Origin of the sequence: Nonomuraea sp. NPDC000554, from assembly GCF_040300065.1 — a bacterium.
GTDB lineage: Bacteria > Actinomycetota > Actinomycetes > Streptosporangiales > Streptosporangiaceae > Nonomuraea.
Map to the genome: position 1 here is coordinate 118,295 of NZ_JBEPDC010000025.1, position 22,889 is coordinate 141,183.

At 72.0% G+C, this 22,889-nt stretch carries 21 protein-coding genes; 12 read left to right on the top strand and 9 right to left on the bottom strand.

The features are described from left to right. Positions 1–138 precede the first annotated feature (138 nt). The 5 genes from ABT294_RS37165 to ABT294_RS37185 are packed head-to-tail and all read left to right on the top strand — an operon-like array spanning position 139 to position 4,752. On the top strand, positions 139–1,458 hold the full coding sequence (locus ABT294_RS37165) for a cation:proton antiporter (RefSeq protein ID WP_350811088.1): 1,320 nt from the start codon (positions 139–141) through the stop codon (positions 1,456–1,458). 5 nt (positions 1,459–1,463) lie between these two features. Next, a complete protein-coding gene (locus ABT294_RS37170; protein ID WP_350811089.1) occupies positions 1,464–2,876 on the top strand; it encodes a pyridoxal phosphate-dependent decarboxylase family protein in 1,413 nt (470 codons plus the stop codon). Continuing rightward, positions 2,819–3,418, top strand: a complete 600-nt coding sequence (locus tag ABT294_RS37175) for a GNAT family N-acetyltransferase (RefSeq protein WP_350811090.1) — start codon at positions 2,819–2,821, stop codon at positions 3,416–3,418. The genes ABT294_RS37170 and ABT294_RS37175 overlap by 58 nt, the downstream gene beginning before the upstream one ends. Next, complete coding sequence (locus ABT294_RS37180) at positions 3,408–4,046, top strand: DUF6875 domain-containing protein (protein ID WP_350811091.1); 639 nt, start codon at positions 3,408–3,410, stop codon at positions 4,044–4,046. Before ABT294_RS37175 ends, ABT294_RS37180 begins: the two co-directional genes overlap by 11 nt. A 37-nt stretch (positions 4,047–4,083) precedes the next feature. Further along, complete coding sequence (locus ABT294_RS37185; protein ID WP_350811092.1) at positions 4,084–4,752, top strand: tetratricopeptide repeat protein; 669 nt, start codon at positions 4,084–4,086, stop codon at positions 4,750–4,752. Between the two features lie 13 nt (positions 4,753–4,765). On the opposite strand, the gene ABT294_RS37190 is transcribed toward ABT294_RS37185, so the two are convergent. The 5 genes from ABT294_RS37190 to ABT294_RS37210 all read right to left on the bottom strand — a co-directional run bounded on the left by ABT294_RS37190 (position 4,766) and on the right by ABT294_RS37210 (position 11,826). Then, positions 4,766–6,082, bottom strand: a complete 1,317-nt coding sequence (locus tag ABT294_RS37190; protein WP_350811093.1) for a M28 family peptidase — start codon at positions 6,080–6,082, stop codon at positions 4,766–4,768. A 67-nt stretch (positions 6,083–6,149) separates the two neighbouring features. After that, a complete protein-coding gene (locus tag ABT294_RS37195) occupies positions 6,150–6,461 on the bottom strand; it encodes a hypothetical protein (protein WP_350811094.1) in 312 nt (103 codons plus the stop codon). A 52-nt stretch (positions 6,462–6,513) separates the two neighbouring features. Beyond that, positions 6,514–6,696 (bottom strand): hypothetical protein, encoded by a 183-nt coding sequence (locus tag ABT294_RS37200; RefSeq protein ID WP_350811095.1) that lies wholly within the window; start codon positions 6,694–6,696, stop codon positions 6,514–6,516. Positions 6,697–6,839: 143 nt separating this feature from the next. Beyond that, positions 6,840–7,607 (bottom strand): GntR family transcriptional regulator, encoded by a 768-nt coding sequence (locus ABT294_RS37205; protein ID WP_350811096.1) that lies wholly within the window; start codon positions 7,605–7,607, stop codon positions 6,840–6,842. Between the two features lie 259 nt (positions 7,608–7,866). Further along, positions 7,867–11,826 carry a S8 family peptidase gene (locus tag ABT294_RS37210; protein WP_350811097.1) on the bottom strand — a complete coding sequence of 1,320 codons (3,960 nt, stop codon included), beginning with the start codon at positions 11,824–11,826 and terminating at the stop codon, positions 7,867–7,869. 253 nt (positions 11,827–12,079) lie between these two features. On the opposite strand from ABT294_RS37210, the gene ABT294_RS37215 reads away from it, so the two are divergent. Continuing rightward, a complete protein-coding gene (locus tag ABT294_RS37215) occupies positions 12,080–13,114 on the top strand; it encodes a LuxR C-terminal-related transcriptional regulator (RefSeq protein WP_350811098.1) in 1,035 nt (344 codons plus the stop codon). Then, positions 13,095–14,138, top strand: a complete 1,044-nt coding sequence (locus ABT294_RS37220; RefSeq protein WP_350811099.1) for a LuxR C-terminal-related transcriptional regulator — start codon at positions 13,095–13,097, stop codon at positions 14,136–14,138. Before ABT294_RS37215 ends, ABT294_RS37220 begins: the two co-directional genes overlap by 20 nt. A 236-nt stretch (positions 14,139–14,374) precedes the next feature. Here the strand turns inward: ABT294_RS37220 and ABT294_RS37225 are convergent, their stop codons facing one another. Then, positions 14,375–15,436 carry a glycerophosphodiester phosphodiesterase gene (locus ABT294_RS37225; RefSeq protein WP_350811100.1) on the bottom strand — a complete coding sequence of 354 codons (1,062 nt, stop codon included), beginning with the start codon at positions 15,434–15,436 and terminating at the stop codon, positions 14,375–14,377. Between the two features lie 134 nt (positions 15,437–15,570). Beyond that, positions 15,571–16,737, bottom strand: a complete 1,167-nt coding sequence (locus ABT294_RS37230; RefSeq protein WP_350811101.1) for an alginate lyase family protein — start codon at positions 16,735–16,737, stop codon at positions 15,571–15,573. A gap of 197 nt (positions 16,738–16,934) precedes the next feature. Here ABT294_RS37230 and ABT294_RS37235 point away from each other — a divergent pair, with 197 nt between their 5' ends. Then, on the top strand, positions 16,935–17,366 hold the full coding sequence (locus ABT294_RS37235; RefSeq protein WP_350811102.1) for a hypothetical protein: 432 nt from the start codon (positions 16,935–16,937) through the stop codon (positions 17,364–17,366). A gap of 3 nt (positions 17,367–17,369) precedes the next feature. Here the strand turns inward: ABT294_RS37235 and ABT294_RS37240 are convergent, their stop codons facing one another. Then, entirely contained in the window at positions 17,370–18,299 is a 930-nt protein-coding gene (locus ABT294_RS37240; protein WP_350811103.1) for a 5-dehydro-4-deoxyglucarate dehydratase, read from the bottom strand. Positions 18,300–18,453: 154 nt separating this feature from the next. On the opposite strand from ABT294_RS37240, the gene ABT294_RS37245 reads away from it, so the two are divergent. From ABT294_RS37245 to ABT294_RS37255, 3 genes are read left to right on the top strand one after another with little or no spacing between them, the layout of a single operon-like run. Beyond that, a complete protein-coding gene (locus tag ABT294_RS37245) occupies positions 18,454–19,296 on the top strand; it encodes an IclR family transcriptional regulator (RefSeq protein WP_350811104.1) in 843 nt (280 codons plus the stop codon). Between the two features lie 3 nt (positions 19,297–19,299). Further along, positions 19,300–20,448 carry an L-talarate/galactarate dehydratase gene (locus ABT294_RS37250; RefSeq protein WP_350811105.1) on the top strand — a complete coding sequence of 383 codons (1,149 nt, stop codon included), beginning with the start codon at positions 19,300–19,302 and terminating at the stop codon, positions 20,446–20,448. 46 nt (positions 20,449–20,494) lie between these two features. Further along, entirely contained in the window at positions 20,495–20,920 is a 426-nt protein-coding gene (locus ABT294_RS37255; protein WP_502912195.1) for a YchJ family protein, read from the top strand. A 79-nt stretch (positions 20,921–20,999) separates the two neighbouring features. On the opposite strand, the gene ABT294_RS37260 is transcribed toward ABT294_RS37255, so the two are convergent. Then, entirely contained in the window at positions 21,000–22,445 is a 1,446-nt protein-coding gene (locus tag ABT294_RS37260; protein WP_350811107.1) for an alpha/beta hydrolase, read from the bottom strand. A gap of 198 nt (positions 22,446–22,643) precedes the next feature. On the opposite strand from ABT294_RS37260, the gene ABT294_RS37265 reads away from it, so the two are divergent. Then, positions 22,644–22,889, top strand: coding sequence for a hypothetical protein (locus ABT294_RS37265; RefSeq protein WP_350811108.1), 246 nt, complete (start codon positions 22,644–22,646; stop codon positions 22,887–22,889).

Here is a 22,889-nt window from a genome sequence, read left to right on the forward strand (position 1 = left end):
CGGTGGAGGCCCGCTCAACGCGGATTCAGAGCGGTGCTAGAGGGCCTTTCCACAATGACTTCGGTCATCTCCTCGGTGGAAAACCGCGTGGCCGATGGCAGCCTGGCTCTCGGTCACCCGAGTGGAGAGGTTGATTCCATGGCTCCCATTGCACCGATAGGAGCGCACGCGCTGCTCCTTCTCCTGCTGCAGATCGGGGTGCTGCTCCTGCTGGCACTCGCCCTGGGCCGGCTCGCGGTGCGGCTGAAGCTGCCCGCGGTGGTCGGCGAACTGACCGCCGGCGTCCTGCTCGGCCCCTCGCTGTTCTTCCAGGTCTCCCCCGACCTGTCAGCGTGGCTGATCCCGCACGAGGCCGAGCAGTTCCACCTGCTGGACGCGGTGGGCCAGATCGGCGTGCTGCTGCTGGTCGGCATCACCGGCGCGCACCTGGACACGAAGCTGATCCGCAAGCAAGGCGCGGCGGCCGTGAAGGTCAGCGGGTTCGGGCTGGTGATCCCGCTCGGCCTGGGCGTCGCCACCGGCCTGCTGCTGCCGCAGGCGTTCACCGGAGGCAAGGACCAGACGGTGTTCGCCCTCTTCCTCGGCGTCGCCATGTGCGTCAGCGCGATCCCGGTGATCGCGAAGACCCTCATCGACATGAACCTCATGCACCGCAACATCGGCCAGCTGACGCTGACGGCGGGCATGGTGGACGACGCCTTCGGCTGGCTGATGCTCTCGGTCGTGTCGGCCATGGCCACCACCGGCCTGCACACCGGCAACGTGCTGCTGTCGCTGGCCTACCTGGCCGGCGTGCTCCTCTTCGCCGCCGTCATCGGCCGCCCGCTGGTGCGCAAGGTCTACCAGCTGGCGGCACGCTCCGCGGACGCCGTCCCGACGATCGCGAGCACGGTCGTGCTGATCCTGCTCGCCTCCGCGGGCAGCCACGCGCTCGGCCTCGAACCCATCTTCGGCGCCTTCGTCATGGGCGTGCTCATCAGCGCGTCGGGCAGGCCCGACCCGGCCAGGCTCGCGCCGCTGCGCACGGTCGTCCTCGCGGTGCTCGCCCCGATCTTCTTCGCCACCGCCGGCCTGCGCATGGACCTCACCGCGCTGGCCAGGCCGGACGTCCTGGGCCTCGCCGTGCTCATCCTGGCCATCGCCATCGCCGGCAAGTTCGCCGGCGCCTACCTGGGCGCCCTCACCAGCCGCCTGAACAAGTGGGAGGCGCTGGCCCTGGGCGCGGGGATGAACGCCCGCGGCGTCGTCGAGGTCATCGTCGCCATGGTCGGCCTGCGCCTGGGTGTCATCAGCACCGAGGTGTTCACCATCATCATCCTGGTCGCGGTCATCACCTCGGTCATCGCGCCGCCCATCCTGCGAGTCGCCATGGCCCGCGTGCAGCTCACCCCCGAGGAGGACGAGCGCAGGAAGGCCCACCTCGGCCTGGCCACGCCCGTCCTGGAACGGGTGGGCTGAGCGCGATGGACCTCCAGCACTGGTTGACCCGCGCGGTCCAGGCGTCCGGCGAGTGGGCCGCGGAGTTCGCCCCGTTCACCCCGCACCCGTCGCACCACGTGGACGACGAGCGGTTCGGCGCGGCCTTCGCGGACCTCACCAAGCGTCTGCGCGACAACTACCCGTTCTTCCACCCGAGCTACGTGGGGCAGATGGTCAAGCCGCCGCACCCGGCGGCGGTGGTCGGCTACCTCGCCGCGATGCTCGTCAACCCGAACAACCACGCCCGCGAGGGCGGCCCCGCCACGGCCGACATGGAGCGCGAGGTGATCGCCGAGCTGGCCGCCATGTTCGGCTTCCGTCGGCACCTCGGGCACCTCACGACCAGCGGGACGATGGGCAACCTCGAGGCGCTGTACGTCGCCCGCGAGAGCCACCCCGGCGCGGGCGTCGCCTACAGCGCCGACAGCCACTTCACCCACGCGCGGATGTGCCGCGTGCTCGGGGTGGAGGGGCACGCCGTGCCCGTCGACCGGCACGGCCGGATGGACCTCGACGCGCTGGAGGACCTGCTGCGCCACGAGCGCATCGGGACCGTCGTGCTGACGGCGGGGACGACCGGCACCGGCGCGGTCGACCCCGTCCACGAGGCGCTCGCGCTGAAGGCCCGGTTCGGCGTGCGCCTGCACGTGGACGCCGCCTACGGGGGGTTCTTCACGCTGCTGGCGGGCGAGGGGCTGTTCGACCGCCGCCCGTGGGACGCGATCGCGTTCTGCGACTCGGTCGTGGTCGACCCGCACAAGCACGGGCTGCAGCCCTACGGGTGCGGCGCCGTGCTGTTCCGCGACCCCCAGGTGGCCAGGCACTACCGGCACGACTCCCCCTACACCTACTTCACCCCCAGCGACCTGCACCTCGGCGAGATCAGCCTGGAGTGCTCGCGGGCGGGCGCCGCCGCGGCGGCGCTGTGGCTCACGCTCCGCCTGCTGCCCGCCACCCGCGAAGGGCTGGGGCAGGTGCTGCTGCCCGGCCTGCGGGCGTCCAGGCGCTGGGCGGACCTGCTCCGCGACTCGCCGCATCTGACGCTGTACCAGCCGCCCGAGCTGGACATCGTCACCTACTTCCCGTCCGAGCCGACCCTGGCCGGCGTCGACGAGGCGACGGCCAGGGTGCTGAGCGACGGCATGGCCGGCCCCGACCCCGTCTACGTCAGCACCCTGCGGGTGGACAGTGACGCCCTCACCGAGCGCCACCCCTGGCTCGTGGCGGACGCCCCGAACGCCCGCATCCTGCGCAGTGTCCTGATCAAACCCGAGATCGGCGACTCCCTCGAACACCTGCATCAACGGCTTGAGGGGCTCGCCACCGGAAGGAGTCCCCGTTGTCCAGTCCCACCGTCCCCATCCGCCAGGCCACCGGTGCCGACGCTGAGCCGCTGATCGCGCTGCTGTCGGAGTCCTTCTTCGGGGACGCGCTGACGGTCTGGGCGTTCCCCGACCCCGATCGGCGCAAGCAGATCCTCCCTGACATGTTCCGGGCGTTCTTCGAGCTGTCGCTCTCCCAGGGCGGCGTGTTCACGACCGACGACCACGAAGGGGTCGTGCTCTCGTCCCCGCCGGGGGCGCGGGAACCCGGTGCGGAGTTCGCCGAGCGCCTGCGCGAGATCGCGGGCGAGTACGCCGACGCGCTGATGACCATCGTCGACCTCCAGGACGCGCACCACCCCGCCTCGCCCCGGCACCTGTACCTGGGCTTCGGCGCGGTGGCGCCGCACCGGCAGCGGAGCGGCCTGGGCGCGGAGCTGATGCGGCACATGCTGGAGAGCTGCGACCGCGACGGCACCCCCGCCTACCTGGAGGCCAGCTCCGCGGGCGGGGAGGCGCTGTCGCGTGGCTTCGGGTTCGAGCCGCACGGGCCCGAGATCTTCATCCCCGGTGGCCCGGGGTTGCGTCCGATGTGGCGGGACCCGCATGAGGTCTGAGCCACGCCTGTGGTCCGCCGCCGAGGTGTCGGCGGGCTTCGACCACCCGCGGCTGCCCGAGCTGCGGAAGATCCTCGACTGGAGCAGGGAGTTCCTCACCCAGGGCCATCCCGAGCTGGGCCGTCACGGGCCCGTCTGCCCGTTCAGCGCCCCCTCGCTGCGGCGCGACCTGTTCTACCTGGCCGTCCAGGAGGACGTGGCGGACATCGACTCGACGGCCGAGGTGCTGTCGGCGTTCCGGACGCGGTTCCAGGAGCTGGCCGCCACGTTGCCGTCCGCCAGCAGGGAGCTGCTGACCTTCATCGTGATCCTTCCTGACTTCGACCACGACGACTCCACGGAACTGGACGCGTTGCAGCGGCGGCTGAAGGAGGAGCACGTCTCCGACGGGCTCATGATCGGCCAGTTCCACCCCACCTGCGCCGAGCCGGGGCTGTGGAACCAGGACTTCCGCCCGCTGCGCTCGCCCGTCCCGCTGCTGGCGATCCGCACGATGCTCGCGTTCGACCTGCCCTTCCTCTGGGACGAGGCCGGCCACCTGGACTCCTATCTGGAACGCTTCGCCCCGGACATCCCCGCCAGGATACGGTCACGCATGATCGACAGAATCGTCCCCGCGGGCCGGTAGCGTCCCGGCGCGCGGGAACCCGAGGGACGAGGCGGGCATGAGCACGGACTCACGAATCGAACAGGCCAGGCTGCTCTACGAGCGGGCGGTCTTCGGCGGCGACGCCGGCGCGCTGGAGACCGCCGAGCGGGAGCTGGACGCGGTCGAGGCCGACCTCGCCCTGGCCCGGGGCCGGATCGCGCACGCGCGCTTCCTCGAAGGGCAGCAGGAGGACCCCGGCGAGCTGGCCGCGTTCGAGCGTGCGGCCCGGCTCTACCAGCGGCTCGGCGACGAGCGCGGCGAGGCCGAGGCGCTGTTCTGGATCGGCGCCTTCCACCAGGTGGTGCGGCACGACCACGACGCCGCGGTGCCCGTGCTCGACCGCTCCCGCGAGCTGGCCGCCCAGGCCGGCGACCTGCTGACGGTCTCCTACGCGCTGCGTCACCTGGGTATCGCGGCGCACGTCGCCGGGCGGCTGGAGACGGCGCGCGAGCGGCTGGAGGAGTCGGCGCGGCTGCGCAGGGAGCTGGGCTTCCTGCCGGGCGTGGCCGCGAACCTCGTCGGGCTCGCCTACATCGCCGCCGGTCAGGGCCGCCGCGACGACGCGCTGGCGCTGGTCGAGGAGGCGGGCGCGCTCGCCGAGGCGAGCGACGCGCGGGGCATCGCACGCTCGGTCGAGGAGGCGCGCGAGCACCTGCGGACGTCCGACGCCCCGCCACCTCCGTGACCTCGCGGGGATGTCAGCCGTCCCGCCGCTGTCGTAGCGTGGCGGGCGACCATCCGGCGGTGCCCGCCACGATGCGGACGGCCGCGCGGGCCAGCGGCTCAAGCCCCGCCACGTCGACCTTGTCCAGCGTGTCGGCCGAGTCGAACAGGTACATCGGCGCCGACAGGAAGTGCACCAGCGGCACCCCCTCCGGGTGGAAGAACGCGCCGTCGGTGGGCGGCATCGGCGAGAACACGTCGGGCGGCAGCACGAAGGACCTGCGCAGCCCCTCCGCCTCCAGCGTCGCGGCGACCAGCCCTTCCAGCCGCGGGGCCCGGCTGGTGAACCACCATCTGACCTCCGGGTCCGCGGTCGGCGCCAGCCTGCCGCCGACGGGCTCGCACCGCAGCGCGGCGTGCTCCAGATGCACCTCCAGCACGACGTCGGCCAGCGCCGAGCGGTGCCGCTCGATGAACGCCCTGGTGCCCGCCGCGTGCGCCATGTGCCCCGCGGTGAACAGGAACATCAGGTTGTGCGGACGCGCCTCGACCGGCACCCGCGCCCAGTGACGGGCGGCGGCCAGCACGAGCGCGACGCCGGAGGCGTCCTCCACGGCCGACGCCCACGGCCCGTCGTGGTGTGAGGCGACGATGACGAGGTGCGGCGAGTTGCCCGGCAGCGTGGCGACCACGTTGTGGCTGGTCACCCTGTCGCGGACCGACTGGACGACCAGCTCACCCGCGCAGGGCAGCCGGGCGAGGAGCCGCCTGCCGTCGGCCCCCGTCAGCCACAGACCGGGAATCGGCCGCTCGACCGCGTCATAGGGCACGTAGTAGTCGCACGTCTCCCACGGCAGGCCCGTCAGCGCCCCGACGAACCCGGCGGCGCCCGCGGCCAGCGCGGGCTCGACGACCTCCATCATCCGGGGCCCGAACGGGATCGTCTGGACGAGGGTGTCGAAGACCCCCTCCGGATCGTAGGCCGACGTCGCCAGCGTCTTGACGTACGACTGCGGCAGCTCGGTGAAGGCCAGTTCGTCGACCACGAGGTCGCCCGGCCGGGCCTCGCCGAGCGTCGCGATCCTGCCCCGCAGGCCGGCGGCCGGAGCGGTGAACGGCACCGGCTGCCCTGTGAACTCGGCCCCGTCGTCCAGCCGCAGGACTCCTGCGCCCGGCTGCCAGCGGGTCAGCTCCACCGGTTCGAGCGACACGTCGAGCCCGAACCCGGTCAGCCGCTCGGCCAGCCAGCGCTCCGTCCAGGCATCGGCGGGGTAGCCGGGCCGCCGGACCCCCCGCGACACGATGGTCTCGATCCAGCCGAGCATCTCCGCGGAGGAGGGGACGTGCTCCATGCCCTTGATCCAACCATGGGCATCCGCCGGTGTGAAGCGATAGTTCCGGTCATCCGGACAACCTTGATCACACCCCCACGGTCAGTACGCGCGACGAGAACCAGGCACGCGGCGCGGACCGGGCGGCGGCGCCCGGTCCGTCCGTGCGCAACGGGTCGGTGCGCAACGGGTCGACGCCGAGCAGTCGCAGGTAGGCCAGCAGCGGCTGGGAGTGGCTGTGCAGGTTGGCGACCGGGTACGCCTGCATGGCGACGCCGACCTCGGCCAGGTCCCAGGTGCGGCCGGGACGGTCGGTCTCGGGCGCCAGGTAGGCGTCCGGCCCGGACAGCGTCCCCTCCCAGACGTCCGGGTAGGCGGCCGTGTGCGCGGCCAGGGACATCTGCCGCCACCACTCGGGTGATCGCGAACGTCGGCCCGAATATCCGCTCCGATCACGAAATATCGGTAGAAAGCGCGCCGACCCGGGTGACGCCCGTACCCCGCGTGAGCCACCGCAGCCCCGTGTGCTCGTCGAAGAGGTCGCTCAGCCCGTAGTTGTCGGCGACCAGCGTGATCCGCCGATTCCCCAGATGGACGAAGTGCCGCCGGGTGGGCGGGTCGAGGACGGGTCCCACTCCGCGCGCGGATCCCGCTCCTGATCCATCGTGTAGGCGAAGGCGGGCAGCCCGCACGCGGTGGTCCATGTGCCGAACGCGCTCATCCCGTCACCCCGTCAACCGTCGAATCCGATGCCGTCCGGGCTGGACGCCATGCCCGCTCACTGGCCCATCAGGACGTTCTCGGCGTCGTTGAGCTCCACGGAGAACACGGCGAAGTCGCCACGCGCGTGGCGGATGGTGTACTCGAGCGCCACCCCGCTCTCCGTCCTCGTGCTGCGGGTGGTGGCCAGCAGGGCCGCGGCGATGGGCACGCGCAGCAGCTCGGCGAGCCGGTAGTCGGCGTTGACCGCGCCGATCGTCTCCCTGCCGCTCGCGGGCGTCAGGCCGTACTTCGTGCGGAGCAGGTCGTAGAGCGAGCCGGTCAGGTCCTCGCCGAGGATGCCGGGGACCAGCTCGGCGGGCAGGTGGGCGCTCTCCACGACGCAGGGCGCGCCCTCCAGCAGCCGCAGCCGCTCGACGAAGACGACCTCCTGCCCTTCTCGCAGGCCGAGCGGGACGGCGACGTCGGCGCCCGCCGGCTGCAGGCGCGCCTTCAGCACCTGCGTCGTGGGCCTGCGGCCGAGCCTCGCCATCGTCTCGGTGAAACCGGCCGGGCGGGCGCCCAGTTCGGGTGCGACGGCCAGCGGCGCGGTGTAGGTGCCGCTGCCCTGCCTGGCCACCAGCAGACCTTCCTGGACGAGGTCGCCGATCGCCCGGCGCGCCGTCGCCCTGCTCACGCCCGCGTAGAGCATGAGGTCCTTCTCCGCCGGGATCTGCGTGTCGGGCTCGCAGTCGCGGATGACCGCCCGCAGCCGCTCGCGCAGCTGGTAGTAGAGCGGCACGGCGGCTGACGGATCGAGGGCCAGCCGGCGCTCCCAGTCGGTCATGGTTCCACCTCGGTTGTACGGACGACCGTATCTTTACGCGGCGGCACACACGGTGTCAACGGAGGCCGCCCGCCCGATGGCACGTCCGGCCCCCACCTGCCGCTGCGCTCCTCTCCCGCCCGATGGACGCCCTGGGCGGCGCCCGGGAGTGACAGCTCCGGGCCCGCCACGCGCGGAGCCCGGCCGAAGCGAGCCACGCGCCACACGCCACACGCCACGGCGGGAGCCCGTGAGACGGGCTCCCGCCGGATTCGCGGTGCTATCTGAGGCCGTAGGCGCGGCTGATCGTCTGGTCGACAGTGTTGCCCTCGGCGTCCACGGCCTGGACGCGCAGGCCCACGGTGCCGTTGGCGCCCGCCGTCGGCGGATGCTCGATGGTCGCGCTCCGTGAGGTGGCGTCCTTCCTGGACGTGGCGACCGCCTTCCAGTGGGCGCCGTCGTCGAAGGTGACCCAGAGCTTGAGGTCGGCGAGCTTGGCGTCGGGCCGGTCGTAGGAACCCTGGTAGCCGGTGACCGTGATCCGGTGCGCCCTGCCCGCCGGCGCCCGGTTGTCCAGGTCCAGCCCGAGGTCGTAGCGGAGATTGAGCTTGCGGACAGGCTCACACGGCCCCACGGTCTGGGTGAACATCCAGCCGAGGCAGAGCCCGTCGCTGCTGGACTGCATCCCGCCGGTCGGGCGCTTCGAACGGAACGTCCAGGCGGTCGACACGTCCCGGGCGTACAGCTGCAGCGGGTTGGGGGTGTGGAACGTGTCGGTCAGCCGGTACGTCGACTCCGCTGCAGGCAGGGCGAACCTGGGCATGACGATCATGACCTGGCCGGCGTCGACCCCGTCGCTGACCAGGGGGATCTCCTGGCCGTCACGGTAGAGGTGCAGTTCGTCCTTGCCGCCGTACTGCGCGTAGAAGTTCGCGTTGTAGGTGAAGGCCTCCTGAAGGTTCGGTCCGGCGCCCATGACGGGCAGCGTCGCCATGAGGGTGTCGCCGGTACGGCAGTCGAAACAGGTGGTGCCGCCGCTGGCGAAGGTCTCGCGCGACAGGACCGGGGTCCCGGGCACTCGCGGCTGGGCTCCCCAGTTGTCGGTCTTCGCGCCCACGGACGGGTAGACGTCCATGGCGGTCGCCGTCATCCCCTGGCGCAGCCCGTCGCCGTCGAGGAGGAGGTTCGTGACGCGGCTCCACACCACGTCCGGCGAGACCGGGCCGACGTACTCGGTGACGGTGCTCGGCACGCGCCAGGCGTGCTCGATGCGGAGCGTCTCGTCCATCGTCCCCGGGCGGGTCAGGATTCCCGTGTCCCATCTGACCGTGGCGAGGGCGGGACGGTCGGCGTGGAAGCGGTCCGTGATCTCGTAGAGGTTCCGCTTGCCGACCTCGTAGTCCAGGTCACTGGGAACGCGTCCGCGCTCGTGGAAGAGCAGCGCGTACACGTACGGGCTGTTCGCGACGCCCTCGGTCTGGACGGTCACCGGCCGCCCGGCTAGCGCGGCGGCCAGGGCGCGGCCCTCCTCGGCCGGCAGGCTCATGGTCGGGACGGGGTAGGCCGGCCAGTACCCGGACGGGTCGAGGAAGGCCCGGTGGACGGCGCCGTAGCCGAGCACGCCCACGGCCCCCGCGCTCGCCGCGGCCTGGACCCGGTCGAGGGCGTCGCCCGTGCAGGCGGTCGTCGGGCAGAGGTCGCTCAGGTCGAGCAGGACCAGCTTGCCGCGCACGTTCGCGGCGGTGAGGTCGGCGGCCTGGCCGCGGCCTCCGGACACCAGCGCGATGGCGCGGCGGCCGTCCAGCTTGGGGATTGCGGCCGTGAGGGCCTGGTAGCGGGGGTGCAGGGCGCGCCCGTCGGCCGTCATGCTGATGACGGGGGCTCCCCGCAGGAACTGGCCGGCGAGGTCGAAGGTTCCCTGGGTGACCTTGCGCGTGGGCAGCATCCAGTAGTTGTGCAGGCCGTACGTGGGGTAGGCCGTCTCGGCGCGGAGGGAGCCGACGCCGTTCGCGGCCTCACGCTCGGAGAAGTACTGCGAGGTGAAGACCTCGGTCGGCCGCGGGGTGCGCTGCGTGGCCTTCCGCGCGGTACGCAGGTCGAGGGTGATGGTGGTGTCCTTGGACGCCGTGAACTCCGGCTGGGTCGGCAGGGACATGTTCCACTCACCGTCCGTGCCCCGCCAGGTGACCGCGGAGGTCACGCTGTAGCTGCCGGGGTAGACCTGGATCTCGGACTCGGCGCCGTTGTCCGGGTAGTACGCGAAGTCGAGGTCGTCGCGGTCGTCGGTTCTGGTGACCACCCAGGGGATCGGCGCGAGGTCGGTCGCGCCGTCCGGGAAGACCATCCGTGTCCGCAGTGTGAGCTTCTTGGGCTCGACGAACGCGCCGACTGCGGTGTTCACCGTGACGGCGCCGCTCGCGTCGGCGGCCCGCACGAACCCCTCGTACCAGGTGGCGGGGCCCGACGGGTCGAAGGTGACGGCGACGGGCGCGCTGCCGTGCGCCGGGACGGTGACGGTGTCGCGGTCCAGGGACAGGGTGCGCGCGGGCGCGGTTCCCAGGTGGGCCGAGACGCCGGAGCGCAGGGTGAGCGTCACCGGCCGGTCGCCGTCGTTGGTGTAGGTGAGCGTCCTGGTGGCCGGGCCGTGCTGCGGGTGCGCCAGCAGGCCGAAGTCGACGTTGCCCGACCCGTGCACCGTCTGCCGGACGGCGCGGGCCACGTCCACCCGCCCGGAGCCCTGCTCGTAGGTGGCGTGCCCGTCGTCACGGGCGGTGCTGACGAGGACGGCCTTCAGCTGGGCGGCGGTCCAGTCCGGGTGCTGCTGGGCCAGCAGCACCGCGGCGCCCGCGACGTGCGGGGTGGCCATCGAGGTGCCGGACGCGCTGGTGTACCGGTCGTCCACGGGCGTCCCCAAAGAGGTTCCCGCCGCGCGGGCCGCGGCGATGTCCACACCGGGGGCGACGAGGTCGGGCTTGAGCCCGTAGCCGGCCAGCACCGGGCCCCTGCTGGAGAAGGGGGCGAGCTTCTCCTCGCCGTCGACCGCGCCGACGGTCAGGGCGGACGCGGCCGACCCCGGCGTGTTGATCTTCCGGCTGCCGCCGTCGTTGCCCGCGGCGATGACGAACAGGGAGTCCGACCCGGCGCTCAGGTTGTCGACCGCCTGCGTCATCGGGTCGTCCTGCCCGGCGCAGCACACGCCGATGCTGATGCTGATCACCCTGGCCTGCTGGGCGACCGCCCACTCCATGCCGGCGATGATCGTGGACGCCTCGCCGTGGCCGGTCTTGTCGAGGACCTTGCCGATGAGCAGCGAGGCGTTCGGCGCGACACCGGTGTACTTGCCGTTCGACGCGGCCCCGGTGCCGGCGATGGTCGAGGCGACGTGGGTGCCGTGCCCATGCTCGTCCTGCACGCTCGGCTCGGCGGTGAAGTTCGCGGTGGCCGTGACGCGGTCGGCGACGTCGGGGTGGCCGGTGTCGATGCCGGTGTCGAGGACGGCGACCTTGACGCCGTCGCCCTTGAACCCGGCGGCCCACGCCTCCGGGGCGCCGATCTGCGGGACGCTCTTGTCGAGCAGGGCCCCGACCTTGCGGTCCAGCCACACCTTCGACAGGCCGCTGCCGAGGGTGGCGCTCCTGGCGGCCTGCGGAGGCTCGACGGACGTCCAGAACTGTCCGGCGGCCTTCTTCTCGACCTTGACCGCGGCGCCGTCCACGCTGGGCAGCCCGCGCGGGGCGGAGGTGGCCGGGAGGGCGTCGGCCTGCGCCGACAACGCGTTCGCCGCCTGCTTGGCCCGGCCGTACTGCAGGATCAGGGGCAGGCTCGCGCTCTCCCGGTCGGTGTAGCCGTTGCGCGCCAGGTAGGCGACGTCGAACAGGCCCCTGTCCATGCGGCCGGACGCCACCAGGCCCATCACGTCCGACGGGAAGACGTAGTAGGCGTCGCGGTCGCGTACGGAGAAGAAGGACACCGGGGCGCTGCCGGGGCGTGGGGCAGGTTTCACCTGGTGACGCGGGGTTCCGTCGGGGGCGGTGCTGAAGGAGACCACGTCCCCGGTGATCAGAGTGATCTTCTCCGCGTCCTGGCCGGGCAGCGCGGGCGGGGCCGCGAGGCGGGTCTGGCTGGAGGCCGACGGTCCTGGGGACGGTGACGGCGTCGGCGCCACGGCCATCCCGGTCGTCAGCGCCAGTCCCAGCGCTGACAGCCCGATCGACGGGTGTCGCCATCGGTGGCGAGTCATGGTCCTCCTTGCGGGATCGCATGCTTGATCGACTCCCCCGCACCATGACAGGTCCAGAAATATCCTGAAAAGAAGATGCGTCGTCCTTTTCCCGCCAATGACGGGAAAAGGACGACACGGGCGCACGGCCTCCCACTGACGAGCGAGACGACGCCCACCGGGGCTTCCCGCCGAGCGCAGGCGGCGCCAACCCGCGGCCTCCCACCTACGGGGGCTTCCTGCCAATGACCGGAAAGGACAGCGCGGGCCCGCGGTGGTGAGGATCATGGAGGGCATGCTGCGCATCCTCGGCCTGTCCGCTGCCGAGCAGGCCCTCTACGAGGCGCTGGTGGAGCACTCCCCCGTCACCCTCGAAGAGCTGGGCCGGCTCGCCGCCCAGCACCTCCCGCCGGGGCTGACCGGCGCCGTCGCCGTCAGGCTCGAGGAGCTCGGGCTGATCGCCCGGCTCCCCGAGGACCCGCCCCGGTTCGTCGTCGTCCCGCCGGAGATGGGGCTGGACGCGCTGATCCGCGAGCGGGCCCGCGAGCTGGCCGACGCCCGGCTGCGCGTCGCCCAGCTCTCCACGCGCTACCACCGGACCACGGCCGCGCAGGAGTCCGGCGGGCTGGTGGAGGTGGTGATCGGGCGGGAGGCGGTCCTGCGCCGGTTCGAACAGCTCCAGCGCGGCACGCGCAAGGAGATCCGCGTGTTCGACGCGCCGCCGTACGCGGGCGTCGTGGGCGGGAACACCCAGGAGTTCGACCTGCTGAGCCGCGGCGTCGACTACCGGGTCGTCTACGACAGGCGGGCCATCGAGGTGCCCGGAACACTGCAGGCCATCGCCGACTACGTCGCCGCCGGCGAGCAGGTCCGGGTCGGCGACGTCCCCATGAAGCTGGTGCTCAGCGACTATCCGATGGCCCTCGTACCGCTCCGCCACGACCTGCAGATGGTCGAGTCCGCGCTCGTCGTGCACGACTCGACGCTGCTGGACGCGCTGACGGCGCTGTTCGAGATGTACTGGGAGCGGGCCGTCCCGCTGCACGTCAGCCGCGGACGCGCGCAGCTGGCGGAGACCACGAGCCCGACCGGCCCGCAGCGGGACCTGCTCGCCCGGCTGGTGGCGGGCCAGACGGACCGGGCGATCGCGGCCCACCTCGGCTGGAGCGACCGCACGGTCCGCCGCCACGTCCGCGCGATGATGATCCAGCTGGACGCCCAGACCCGCTTCCAGGCCGGCTACCAGGCCGTCCTGCGCGGGTGGCTGGCCGACGAGAAGAGCCCGCAGGATGACGCGCCCCTCGCCTGACGGCCCCGCCGCCCAGCACGCCCTCGGCGCGGCGGGGCTCACGCCGGCCGAGGAGGCGGTGTACGAGCTGCTCATCGACAGCTCGCCGGCGACCTCGGCCCGGGTCGCGTCCCTGGGAGCGGCGGCCGGGCTGCGTCCGGAGGCCCTTCCCGGCCTGCTCGGGACGCTGGAGGCCAAGGGGCTGGTCACCAGGTCCTCCGACGAGCCGCCACGGTACGCGGCCGTCGCCCCGGAGGTCGCCCTCGACGTCCTCCTGGTCACCGCCGAACGGCAGCTGCTCCAGGCCCGCGAACGCGCCGCCGAACTCGACCGGGCCTACCAGCGCCGCGCCACCGAGGAGGCGCCCCAGGTCGTCGTCGAGGTCGTGACGGGCCACCGGGCGGTGCAGCAGCGGCAGGCCCAGATCCAGCGCGCGGCGTCGCACCAGCTGCGCTGCTTCTCCAAGCCGCCGTACTTCGACCCGCCGGGCAGCGTGGCGGCCCAGCACGAACTGCTCGCCCGCGGCGTCACCGTCCGCATGATCTACGAGCGGGAGTTCGTCGACCGGCCCGGGGCGCTGCGCCAGATCGAGACGATGATCGGGGCGGGCCAGCAGGCGCGGGTGCTGCCCGGCCTGCCCATGAAGCTCTACCTCATGGACGACCGGTTCGCGCTGCTGCTCCTGCGCCACCAGCCTGACGACCCCGACGCCGACGCCGCGCTCGTCGTCCACCCGTCCGGCCTGCTCCAGGCGTTGAGCAGGCTCTTCGAAGGGCTGTGGCAGCGGGCCCTCCCCCTGCGGCTGCGGCCACCCGCGCCCGGGGCCGCGTCGTCGTCCCGCGCCCGGCAGCCCGGTCACGACGACGAGCGGCTGATCGCCCTCCTGGTCGCCGGGCTCACCGACGAGGCCATCGCCCGCCAGCTCGGCATCGGCTACCGCACGGCGGAGCGCCGCATCGCGGACCTGATGAGCAGGCTGGGCGCCCACACCCGCTTCCAGGCAGGCGTCCAGGCCGCCTTCCGCCACCCGCCGACCACGGAGTAGCCCGCTCGCCGCCGCTCCTTCGGCCAGCCGCCCGACAGCGGCGCCACTCCCCCGCCGACGCGCCCGCGCCCCGCCGTCCATCGCCAGAAGCCCCTCCACGGGCGCCCCCGTGGGGGCGGCGCGTGAAGGGGCCGGTGTGCGGCGTGACGACCAACGCTCAGAAGGGGGTCTGAGCGTCACCACCCTGCGCCGTTCCGCACAGTGTCCGGCGCGCTGCTGGAGGGGTCTGCCAGGGGTTACGGCTTGAGCGTGTACTGCTTGGGGAGCTTGAGGCCGCGGGCGGCCATGATCTGGCGGAGGCGGTCGGGGTAGTCGGTGATGATGCCGTCCACGCCGTCGTCCATCAGCTTGTTGAGGGTGGCCTCGTCGTCGATGGTCCACGGGATGACCTTGAGGCCGAGCGCGTGCGCCTGGTCCACCATGTCCTTGGTGACGTACGCCTGGTAGCCGGGGTCGGTCACCTTGCCGTTCTGCGGGAACCCGTGCACGGGCGAGAAGGCGTCCGCGCCGAACGACTTGATCGCCTTGAGCGGGTCGCCGCCGAAGTCGTCGATGTCGATGCCGCCGAGCCACGGCGACGCGCCCGGCTTGCCGGTCTGCAGGAAGTCGCGGTTGGTCAGGGCGACGAGCGGCAGCTTCGGCTCGACCTCGCGCATCCGCATGAGCGCGCCCCAGTCGAAGCTCTGGATGGTGACCTGCCGCAGCAGCCCGGCGCGCCTGATCTCCTGGGCCGTCACCTGGACGAACTGCTCGCGCGGCGCGGTCTCCTGCGGCGCGCCCGCCTCGACCTTGGTCTCGACGTTGAGCATGACGCCGCGGGCGTGGTAGCGGTTGACCAGGTCGAAGACCTCGCGGAGGGTCGCCATCCCGGTTCCGGGCACCGCCCGCTGGCCGGGGAAGTCCGGCAGGGTCAGCGAGCCGCAGTCCATGGTCCTGACCTGGGCCAGCGTGAGCGTCTTGATGTACTTGCCGACGTAGGGGAACTCGGGGTCGCCAGGAGTGGCGGGCGCGGTGTCGCGGCACTTCGTACCGCTGATGCGCCGGTCGTGGGTGACGACGGCCTGGCCGTCCTCGGTGATCTGCACGTCCAGTTCCAGCGTGCCGACCCCGAGCTCCAGCGCGTTGGCGAAGGCGGGCAGGGTGCTCTCCACCACGAGCCCGAGCCCGCCTCGATGGGCCTGGAGGTCGAAGGTGTGACGGGAGTTGTCGTGGATCTCGTCCGCGCCCGCCGTCCCGGTGAGCGCCGCGAGCGCGGCAGTGAAGATCGCGGCCGCCGTGACCACGCGCCATCTGTTCATGACCGACAAGATCGGACGTGATCAAGGACGGTGGCGGTACGAGAGGTGTGCGTGAGACGAAAGTTACGTGAGTCCTCAGTTCAGGGCTCAGCCGGGAGGCCGATCCCCGTTCGAGTCATCGGCGCGGGACAGCGTCAGTTCGGGTTCTCGGCGTGGGTCAGCGTCTCCCAGCCGAGGAAGTGGCTGACTCCTGCCGGACGCGACTGCTCCACCAGCCGCTGCGTACGGGACATGGCGATGCCCATCCGGTTGTGCAACGCGTTGTAGCCGACCTCCAGCACCGGCCCGAGCCCCAGGTTGACCTTCCCGCCGCACAGCCAGGACGGCACCGGCTCGCCGAGCTGGAGCCCGGAGTGGAAGCCCATCGCGCGCCTGAGCCGGTCCTTGCCTTCCGCGTACAGGTCGAGGCCCTGGTGGCGGGCGGTCTCGGCGACGTGCGCGGCGGCAGCGATGCCCCAGCCGGTGTGGCCGAAGTCGCGGCAGGTCTCCTGGGCCAGGCCGTCGACGAAGGTGGTCTGCCCGTGCCAGTAGTCGATGATCTCGTCCTTGGTGTCGTACTTGCTGCCGGGCCGGGACTTCGGGTAGGCGCCGTCGGAGGCGAGGTAGACGTAGGCGGGGAGCCTGCCACGCCACAGCTGCACGGCCTTGTCGAAGGAGGCCCGGTCGTCGAGGAACACCGCGATGCCGATCAGCGCGTCCGTCATGATCAGTTCCCAGTTGCCGTTGGTGTTGGGGCTCCCGTTGACGACCGTGGGCAGGTAGACCGAGCGCAGCTTGGACGCGAACCGTCCCGCGTTGGCCCAGCCGGTGTACGTGTGCTTGATCAGCTCGGCGGCCCGCGAGAACGACGCGCCCGACCAGCCGGTCTGCAGGGGCGCGTTGCTCCCGATGTGCTCGGTGATCACGGCCGACCAGGCGTCCATGATCTGGACGGCCTTCGTGGCGTTGCGGGAGTCGCCGGTCAGGTACCACTGCAGGGCGTGCGTGTAGGCCGCCATCGCGTCCTCGCGCTCGTCGGAGCAGCCGTAGTCAGGGTTGGAGCTCGGCCCGCACTCGACGGTGGCGCGCGGCCTCGGCGTCCATGACAGGGAGGCGTACTGGCTGGCGCGCAGCGCGCTCCACGCCGACTTCCACGGCTCGGACGTCAGATGGACCTTGACGAAGTCGAGCTGCGCCCTGCTGACCAGGACGCCGGGATGGTTGAAGGCGGCGGCCCGGACCTGTGGCCGGGCGAGGGCGGGGGTCGGCGCGGCGAGCGCGGAGACGCACAGGAGGGCGGCGAGGGCGAGGCGAAGGCGCACGGGGGGTTCCTTCACGTCCGAGGGGCTGACACCGCCATCAATGCCACGGGTCAGGGAGCGCGTCAACTAATTTAAGAAAGTTTCCTAACCTTTAGCCGTCCCACCGGGCTCGCCGTGGGCGAGCGTCCCCTTCTGGGCGAATTGTCGTATATGCGGTCCGGTGAGAAGATGAAAGAGCGATGCCTACGGATATCTCTGTGATTCTCAATGATCAGCCGGGTGAGCTGGCCCGTCTCGGGGAGGTCACCGGCCAGGTCGGCGTGAACATCCAGGGCCTCGCCGCGTTCACGGGTGAGGGCAAGGGCGTCGTGCACGTGCTCGTCGACGACTCCGCCGCGGCCAGGTGCCGGGAGGCGCTCGAAGACGCGGGGATGGGGATCGCCGACGAGCGCCCCGTCCTGGTGGTGGACATCGACGACCGGCCGGGGACGCTCGGCGAGCTGACCAGGCAACTCGCCGACGCGAACGTCAACATCGACCTCGCCTACACGACCTTCGGCGGCGTCCGGATCGTCATCGCCACCGACGACCTGGAGAACGCCAACGCGGCCCTCGACTGGTCGACAGACCTGCGGACGGCCCGGCACGAGGGGCCGGACACCCCCAGCATCTGGGACCAACCGGCCTGACTCCTACTGGGTGGCGGCCACGAGGGCCAGGCCCTTGGTCAGCAGCGCGTCCAGCGCCTCGACGTGCTCGGGGGGCGGGTCGGCGAGCGGCGCGCGCACCGAGCCGACGTTCGCGCCGCGGAGCCTCGCTGCGGCCTTGACCAGCGAGACGCTGTAGCCGATCCCCTGGTCGCGCAGCTCGACCAGCGGGACGTAGAACTCGCTCAGCAGGCGCTCCATGGCGGCGTGGTCGTCGGCGTGGAAGGCGCGGAAGAACGACTGCGCGATCTCAGGGGCGAAGGCGTGCACGGCCGAGGAGTACGCGGGGACGCCGATGCTCCGGTACGCGCGGGCCTGCATCTCGGCTGTCGCGGCGCCGTTGAAGAAGAGCCAGTCGGCCGGGGCGGCGAGTTTGAGCCGCTGGAGCCGGTCCAGGTCGGAGTGGCCGTCCTTGAAGCCGATCACGTTCGGGATCGCGGCCAGCCCGGCGACGCCGCCCACGGCGACCTTCACCTGGGCACGCTGGTAGACGATGATCGGCAGCTCCGTGCTCGCGGCGACCCGCCGGACGTGCTCGACGAGGCCCGCCTGGGGCGCCTCCACGAGGTAGGGCGGCATCAGCAGCACGCCGTCGGCCCCCGCGTTCTCGGCGATGGCGGCGAACCGCGCGGCCTGGGCCCAGCCGTAACCCACTCCCACGACCACGGGCACCGCGCCGGCGGCCTCCTCCACGGCGGCGGCGACCAGGCTCGCGTACTCGTCCTCCGCCAGGGAGAAGTACTCGCCCGTCCCGCAGCAGGGGAACAGCGCGCCCGGGCCGGCCGACAGCTGGTGGCGGATGTGGGCGCGGAAGGAGTCCAGGTCGATCCGGCCGTCGGGGTCGAACGCCGTGAGCGGGAAGGACAACACCGCGGTCTCCATGCCGCGCCGCAGCCGCTCGACGGCTGTGGCCACTCGCTCAGACCTCCGTACACATACTTTCTCGTCTGTATACGTAGCGGTCACAGTGTCTCCATATGTAGATGCCGGTCACGTGGCGAGCAGTCTTGCCCCATCATTGGTAAAGTGTCAACACGCTGAGCGAGCTCACCCCGACCGATGAGGTGCGATGTCTCTTCCCCTGGATGCCGCGGACAGCCCGCCGGACTCCTCCGACAGCGCGGCGCAGACCGGCGTGCGGGGCGTGAAGTCGGCGGCGCGCACGGTGGAACTCCTGGAGCTGCTCGCCTCGCGGCAGAACCGTCCCGCCCGCCTGCGGGAGCTCAGCGAGGCGCTCGGCGCGCCCAGGAGCAGCATCTACGCGCTGATCCGCACCCTGGTGGAGCACGGCTGGGTCCGCACCGACGCGACCGGCACGCTCTACAGCATCGGCATCCGCGCCCTGCTCGCGGGCACGACCTACCTCGACACCGACCCCTACCTGCGCATCGTCCAGCCGCACATCAACGACCTCGGGGCGCTGCTCGACGAGACCATCCACTTCGGCCGCCTCGACCGGGGCGACATCGTCTACCTGGCCACCAAGGAGTCGAGCCAGTACCTGCGCCCGTTCAGCCGTGTGGGTCGCAGGCTGCCCGCCTTCAGCACGGCCATGGGCAAGTCCCTGCTGGCCGAGCGGCTCGGCACCGGCGTGGAGGTGCCCATCCCCGAGCAGCTGACCCCGCTGACGCCCAACACGCTGGTCGACCGCGACGCCCTCGTCCGCGACCTGGAACTGACCCGCCGGCGCGGGTACGCGATCGACAACGAGGAGAACTACGCGGGCGTGACCTGCTTCGGCTTCGCGCTGCGCTACACCGGCCCGCCGACCGACGCGATCAGCTGCTCGGTGCCCATCTCCAGGCTCACCGACGACCGGACGCGGGAGATCGTCGAGGCCATGGAGCGCACCCGGCTGGCGATCGAGCGGATGGCCCCCATGGACCTGTCCGGCCTCACCACCGGGCTCTGAATCTTGGACGCCGGCTCCACGAGCAGCAGGCCCGACCGCATCTCCTGGGTCCGGCTCTCCTCCGTCTACCTCCCGCTCGCCACCCCCATCAGTGACGCGAAGGTGCTCACCGGGCGGCAGCGTCCGATGACCGAGATCGCCTTCCTGTTCGCCGAGATCGGCGCGGAGAGCGGCGCCCAGGGCTTCGGCTTCGGCTACTCCAAGCGCGCCGGCGGCCCCGGGCAGTACGCGCACGCCAGGGAGATCGCCCCCGACCTCCTCGGCGAGGACCCCAGCGACATCGCGCGGCTGTGGGAGAAACTCGTCTGGGCCGGAGCGTCCGTCGGGCGCAGCGGGCTGGCGACGCAGGCGATCGCCGCGCTCGACATCGCGCTGTGGGACCTCAAGGCCAAGCGGGCCGGCCTGCCGCTCGCCAAGCTGCTCGGCGCCCACCGCGACTCCGTGCGCTGCTACAACACCTCGGGCGGATTCCTGCACACCCCCATCGAGCAGGTCATCGAGAACGCGACCGCGTCGCTGGAGCGCGGCATCGGCGGCATCAAGCTCAAGGTCGGCCACCCCGACTCCAAGGTCGACCTGGCCAGGGTCTCCGCGGTCCGCGAGCACCTGGGCGACGGCGTGCCGCTGATGGTCGACGCCAACCAGCAGTGGGACCGCCCCACCGCCCAGCGCCTCGGCCGCGCCCTCGAACGGTTCGGCCTCGTCTGGATCGAGGAGCCGCTCGACGCCTACGACAACACCGGCCACGCGGCCCTCGCCGCCTCGCTCGACACGCCGATCGCCACCGGCGAGATGCTCACCAGCGTCGCGGAGCACGCCGAGCTCATCCGCGCCGGCGCCGCCGACATCATCCAGCCGGACGCGCCCAGGATCGGCGGCATCACGCCGTTCCTGCGCCTGGCCGCGCTGGCCGAGCACAACCGCCTGCAGCTGGCCCCGCACTTCGCCATGGAGATCCACCTGCACCTGGCGGCCGCGTACGGGCTGGAGCCCTGGGTCGAGCACTTCGAGTGGCTGGAGCCGCTGTTCGAGGAGCGTCTGGAGATCCGCGACGGACGGATGATCGTGCCGGGCCGTCCTGGCATCGGCGTCACCCCGAGCGAGCAGGCCGCCAAGTGGACCGCGGAGCAGTGCGAGTTCGGCAGCCGGTGACGCGAGGGCGAACCTGACCCAGCGGCCCACTGCGTGGCGGGAGAGAATGGACGGCATGTCCCGACCGCGGCCCCGTCCCGCCTCACCACCAGCCGGCGCGCCCTGCCCGTGCGGCCTGCCCAGCGCGTACGCCGAGTGCTGCGGACGGTTCCACGCCGGGCAGGCCGCCCCGACCGCCGAGGCTCTGATGCGCTCCCGCTTCACCGCGTTCGCCGTCCAGGACGAGGCCTACCTGCTGCGGACCTGGCACCCCCGCACCCGCCCGTCCCGCGTCGACTTCGAACCGGGCATGCGCTGGACCGGCCTGGACATCGAGGACACCTCCGGCGGAACCCCCTTCCACACCGAGGGCACCGTCACCTTCCGCGCCCGCTACGTGCACGGGGGTCGCCCCGGCGAACTGCGCGAACAGAGCCGGTTCGCCCGGCACGAGGGCGCCTGGGTCTACCTCGACGCCGTCTTCACCGCCTGACCCGCACGCCGTTCAGACGACCTCGCCCCACGGCCTGCCCCGCAGACCGTCAGGCGGCACCGGTCTTGCCCGCGGGCCGTCAGGCGGCGGGGCAGGTCGTCCCGGTTGCGGGGAGGCGTCCGGTGATCAGGTAGCGGTCGATGTGCCCGGTCGCGCAGGCGGACCGCCGGTAGGCGGTGTGACCCATGCCGTCGTAGACCAGCACGCCCGAGTCGCGGATGTGCGCCGACAGGCTGCGGGCCCAGCGCAGCGGCGTCGCGGGGTCGTGGGTGTTGCCGACGACCAGGATCGGCGGGGTGCCGTGCACGTCCACCGGCCGCTGCGGGTTCGTCGGAGGCAGCGGCCAGCCGAGGCAGCCGGTCGTCATGTCCCAGAACTCCGAGGTGCCCTTCATGTGCGGTGACAGCTTGCGGACCCTGTGCAGGCGCTCCCGCAGGTCGCGGTAGCTGCGGATCCCCGGGTCGATGTCCAGGCACAGGATCGACCGGTACGCGGCGGTGCTCGCCGGATCGTCCAGCGCCTGCCCGCGCATGGTCCCGAAGAGCGCCGCGTCCCCCTTCTCGGCCTGGACGATGCCGGTGGCCAGGCCGCCGGCGTACTCGGGCGACAGGGTGAGGAAGACGTAGGCGACGTAGCGGAGCTGCTCGGCGGTCATGGGACGCCCGCCCTTCACCGGGATGGGGGTGCGTTCGGCCCGCGCCACCAGGTCGTCCCACACCCGCCCGACGTCGCGGCCGTGGAGCGCGCAGGTCGCCGTGCGGTCGCACCAGGCGGCGAACTGCTCGAAGGAGTCCTCGACGGCGACGGTCGCGTCGGTGACCATCCGGTCCGAGGTCATCCCGTGGTCGACGGCGCCGTCCAGGGCCATGGTGCGCACCCGTCCGGGGAAGAGCCGCGCGTACTCCGTCCCGAGCATGGTGCCGTACGACTTGCCGAGAAAGCTCACCTTCGTCTCGCCCAGCGCGGCTCGCACCGCGTCGAAGTCGCGGGCGACGCTGGTGGTGTCGATGTGGCGAAGCAGCGGGCCCGTGCCGGTCAGGCAGCTCTCGCCGACCGCGCCGTTGTGCGCGACCAGCCGGTCGTACTCGGCGGGCGTGCGGGGGTACTGGCTGATCGCGGGGTCGTGAACCGGCAGCCCGCAGCGTACGGCGCCGCTCTCGCCGACCCCGCGCGGGTCGATGCCCACGATGTCGAAGCGGCGGCGCAGATCGTCGGAGAAGGTCTCGGACAGGTAGTCGCGGACCATCAGCACCGCCTGGCCGCCCGGGCCGCCGGGGTTGAAGAACAGGGTGCCGGCTCGGGCGCCGGGATCGGTGGCCTTGCGCCGCACGACGGACAGCCTGGTCTTCGGCCCGGACGGGACGTCCCAGTCGACGGGCACCTCGATGGTGCCGCACTCGGCGGCGGGCTGCTCGGCGCACCGCTGCCAGGAGATGGAGGTGTCGGCCAGCGCCGGCTCAGCGGCGATCAGCCCTGGCAGGACGGCCGTCGCCGCGAGCAGCGAGGCCGTGAGGAGTCGATTCACGAGATCTCATGATCTTGCGGCGCGGCGGCCGGTTCCATCGGCCGAAAGTACACCCGCCATCGGCCGGATGTCCGTTCCGCGACGGTCTCAGAAGCGGGCCAGGGTTTTCCCCAGGAGAGGCCCTGACGCACGACGGCGGAGGTACGGCTTACAACGGTCTGGCACCCTCTCGATGGTCTCCACGACGAAGGGACGGCGATGGAGTCGAACAGGTTCGCCGAGATTCAGGTGTTGCAGGAAGCGCTCGGGCCGGCGGTGAAGGTCGTCGTGCCGAAGGGGACGGGGTTGGAGCAGACGGTCAAGCTCCAGCCGCACATCACCGACATCATCCGCGGCCTGAACGGCTGCCCCGCCTGCACGTCGGGGGTGCCTGTCTGGATCGTCGAGGAGCCGGAGATCTCGCAGATCGTCCGGGTGGATCTGGAGTCGATGAAGCGGCTGTAG

Coding starts and splice junctions, on each gene's coding strand:
- ABT294_RS37245 (WP_350811104.1), top strand. CDS start 18,454: ATGTCTCTTCCCCTGGATGCCGCGGACAGCCCGCCGGACTCCTCCGAC.
- ABT294_RS37220 (WP_350811099.1), top strand. CDS start 13,095: ATGACGCGCCCCTCGCCTGACGGCCCCGCCGCCCAGCACGCCCTCGGC.
- ABT294_RS37165 (WP_350811088.1), top strand. CDS start 139: ATGGCTCCCATTGCACCGATAGGAGCGCACGCGCTGCTCCTTCTCCTG.
- ABT294_RS37180 (WP_350811091.1), top strand. CDS start 3,408: ATGAGGTCTGAGCCACGCCTGTGGTCCGCCGCCGAGGTGTCGGCGGGC.
- ABT294_RS37185 (WP_350811092.1), top strand. CDS start 4,084: ATGAGCACGGACTCACGAATCGAACAGGCCAGGCTGCTCTACGAGCGG.
- ABT294_RS37195 (WP_350811094.1), bottom strand. CDS start 6,461: ATGTCCCTGGCCGCGCACACGGCCGCCTACCCGGACGTCTGGGAGGGG.
- ABT294_RS37265 (WP_350811108.1), top strand. CDS start 22,644: ATGGAGTCGAACAGGTTCGCCGAGATTCAGGTGTTGCAGGAAGCGCTC.
- ABT294_RS37255 (WP_502912195.1), top strand. CDS start 20,495: ATGGACGGCATGTCCCGACCGCGGCCCCGTCCCGCCTCACCACCAGCC.
- ABT294_RS37225 (WP_350811100.1), bottom strand. CDS start 15,436: ATGAACAGATGGCGCGTGGTCACGGCGGCCGCGATCTTCACTGCCGCG.
- ABT294_RS37190 (WP_350811093.1), bottom strand. CDS start 6,082: ATGGAGCACGTCCCCTCCTCCGCGGAGATGCTCGGCTGGATCGAGACC.
- ABT294_RS37205 (WP_350811096.1), bottom strand. CDS start 7,607: ATGACCGACTGGGAGCGCCGGCTGGCCCTCGATCCGTCAGCCGCCGTG.
- ABT294_RS37210 (WP_350811097.1), bottom strand. CDS start 11,826: ATGACTCGCCACCGATGGCGACACCCGTCGATCGGGCTGTCAGCGCTG.
- ABT294_RS37170 (WP_350811089.1), top strand. CDS start 1,464: ATGGACCTCCAGCACTGGTTGACCCGCGCGGTCCAGGCGTCCGGCGAG.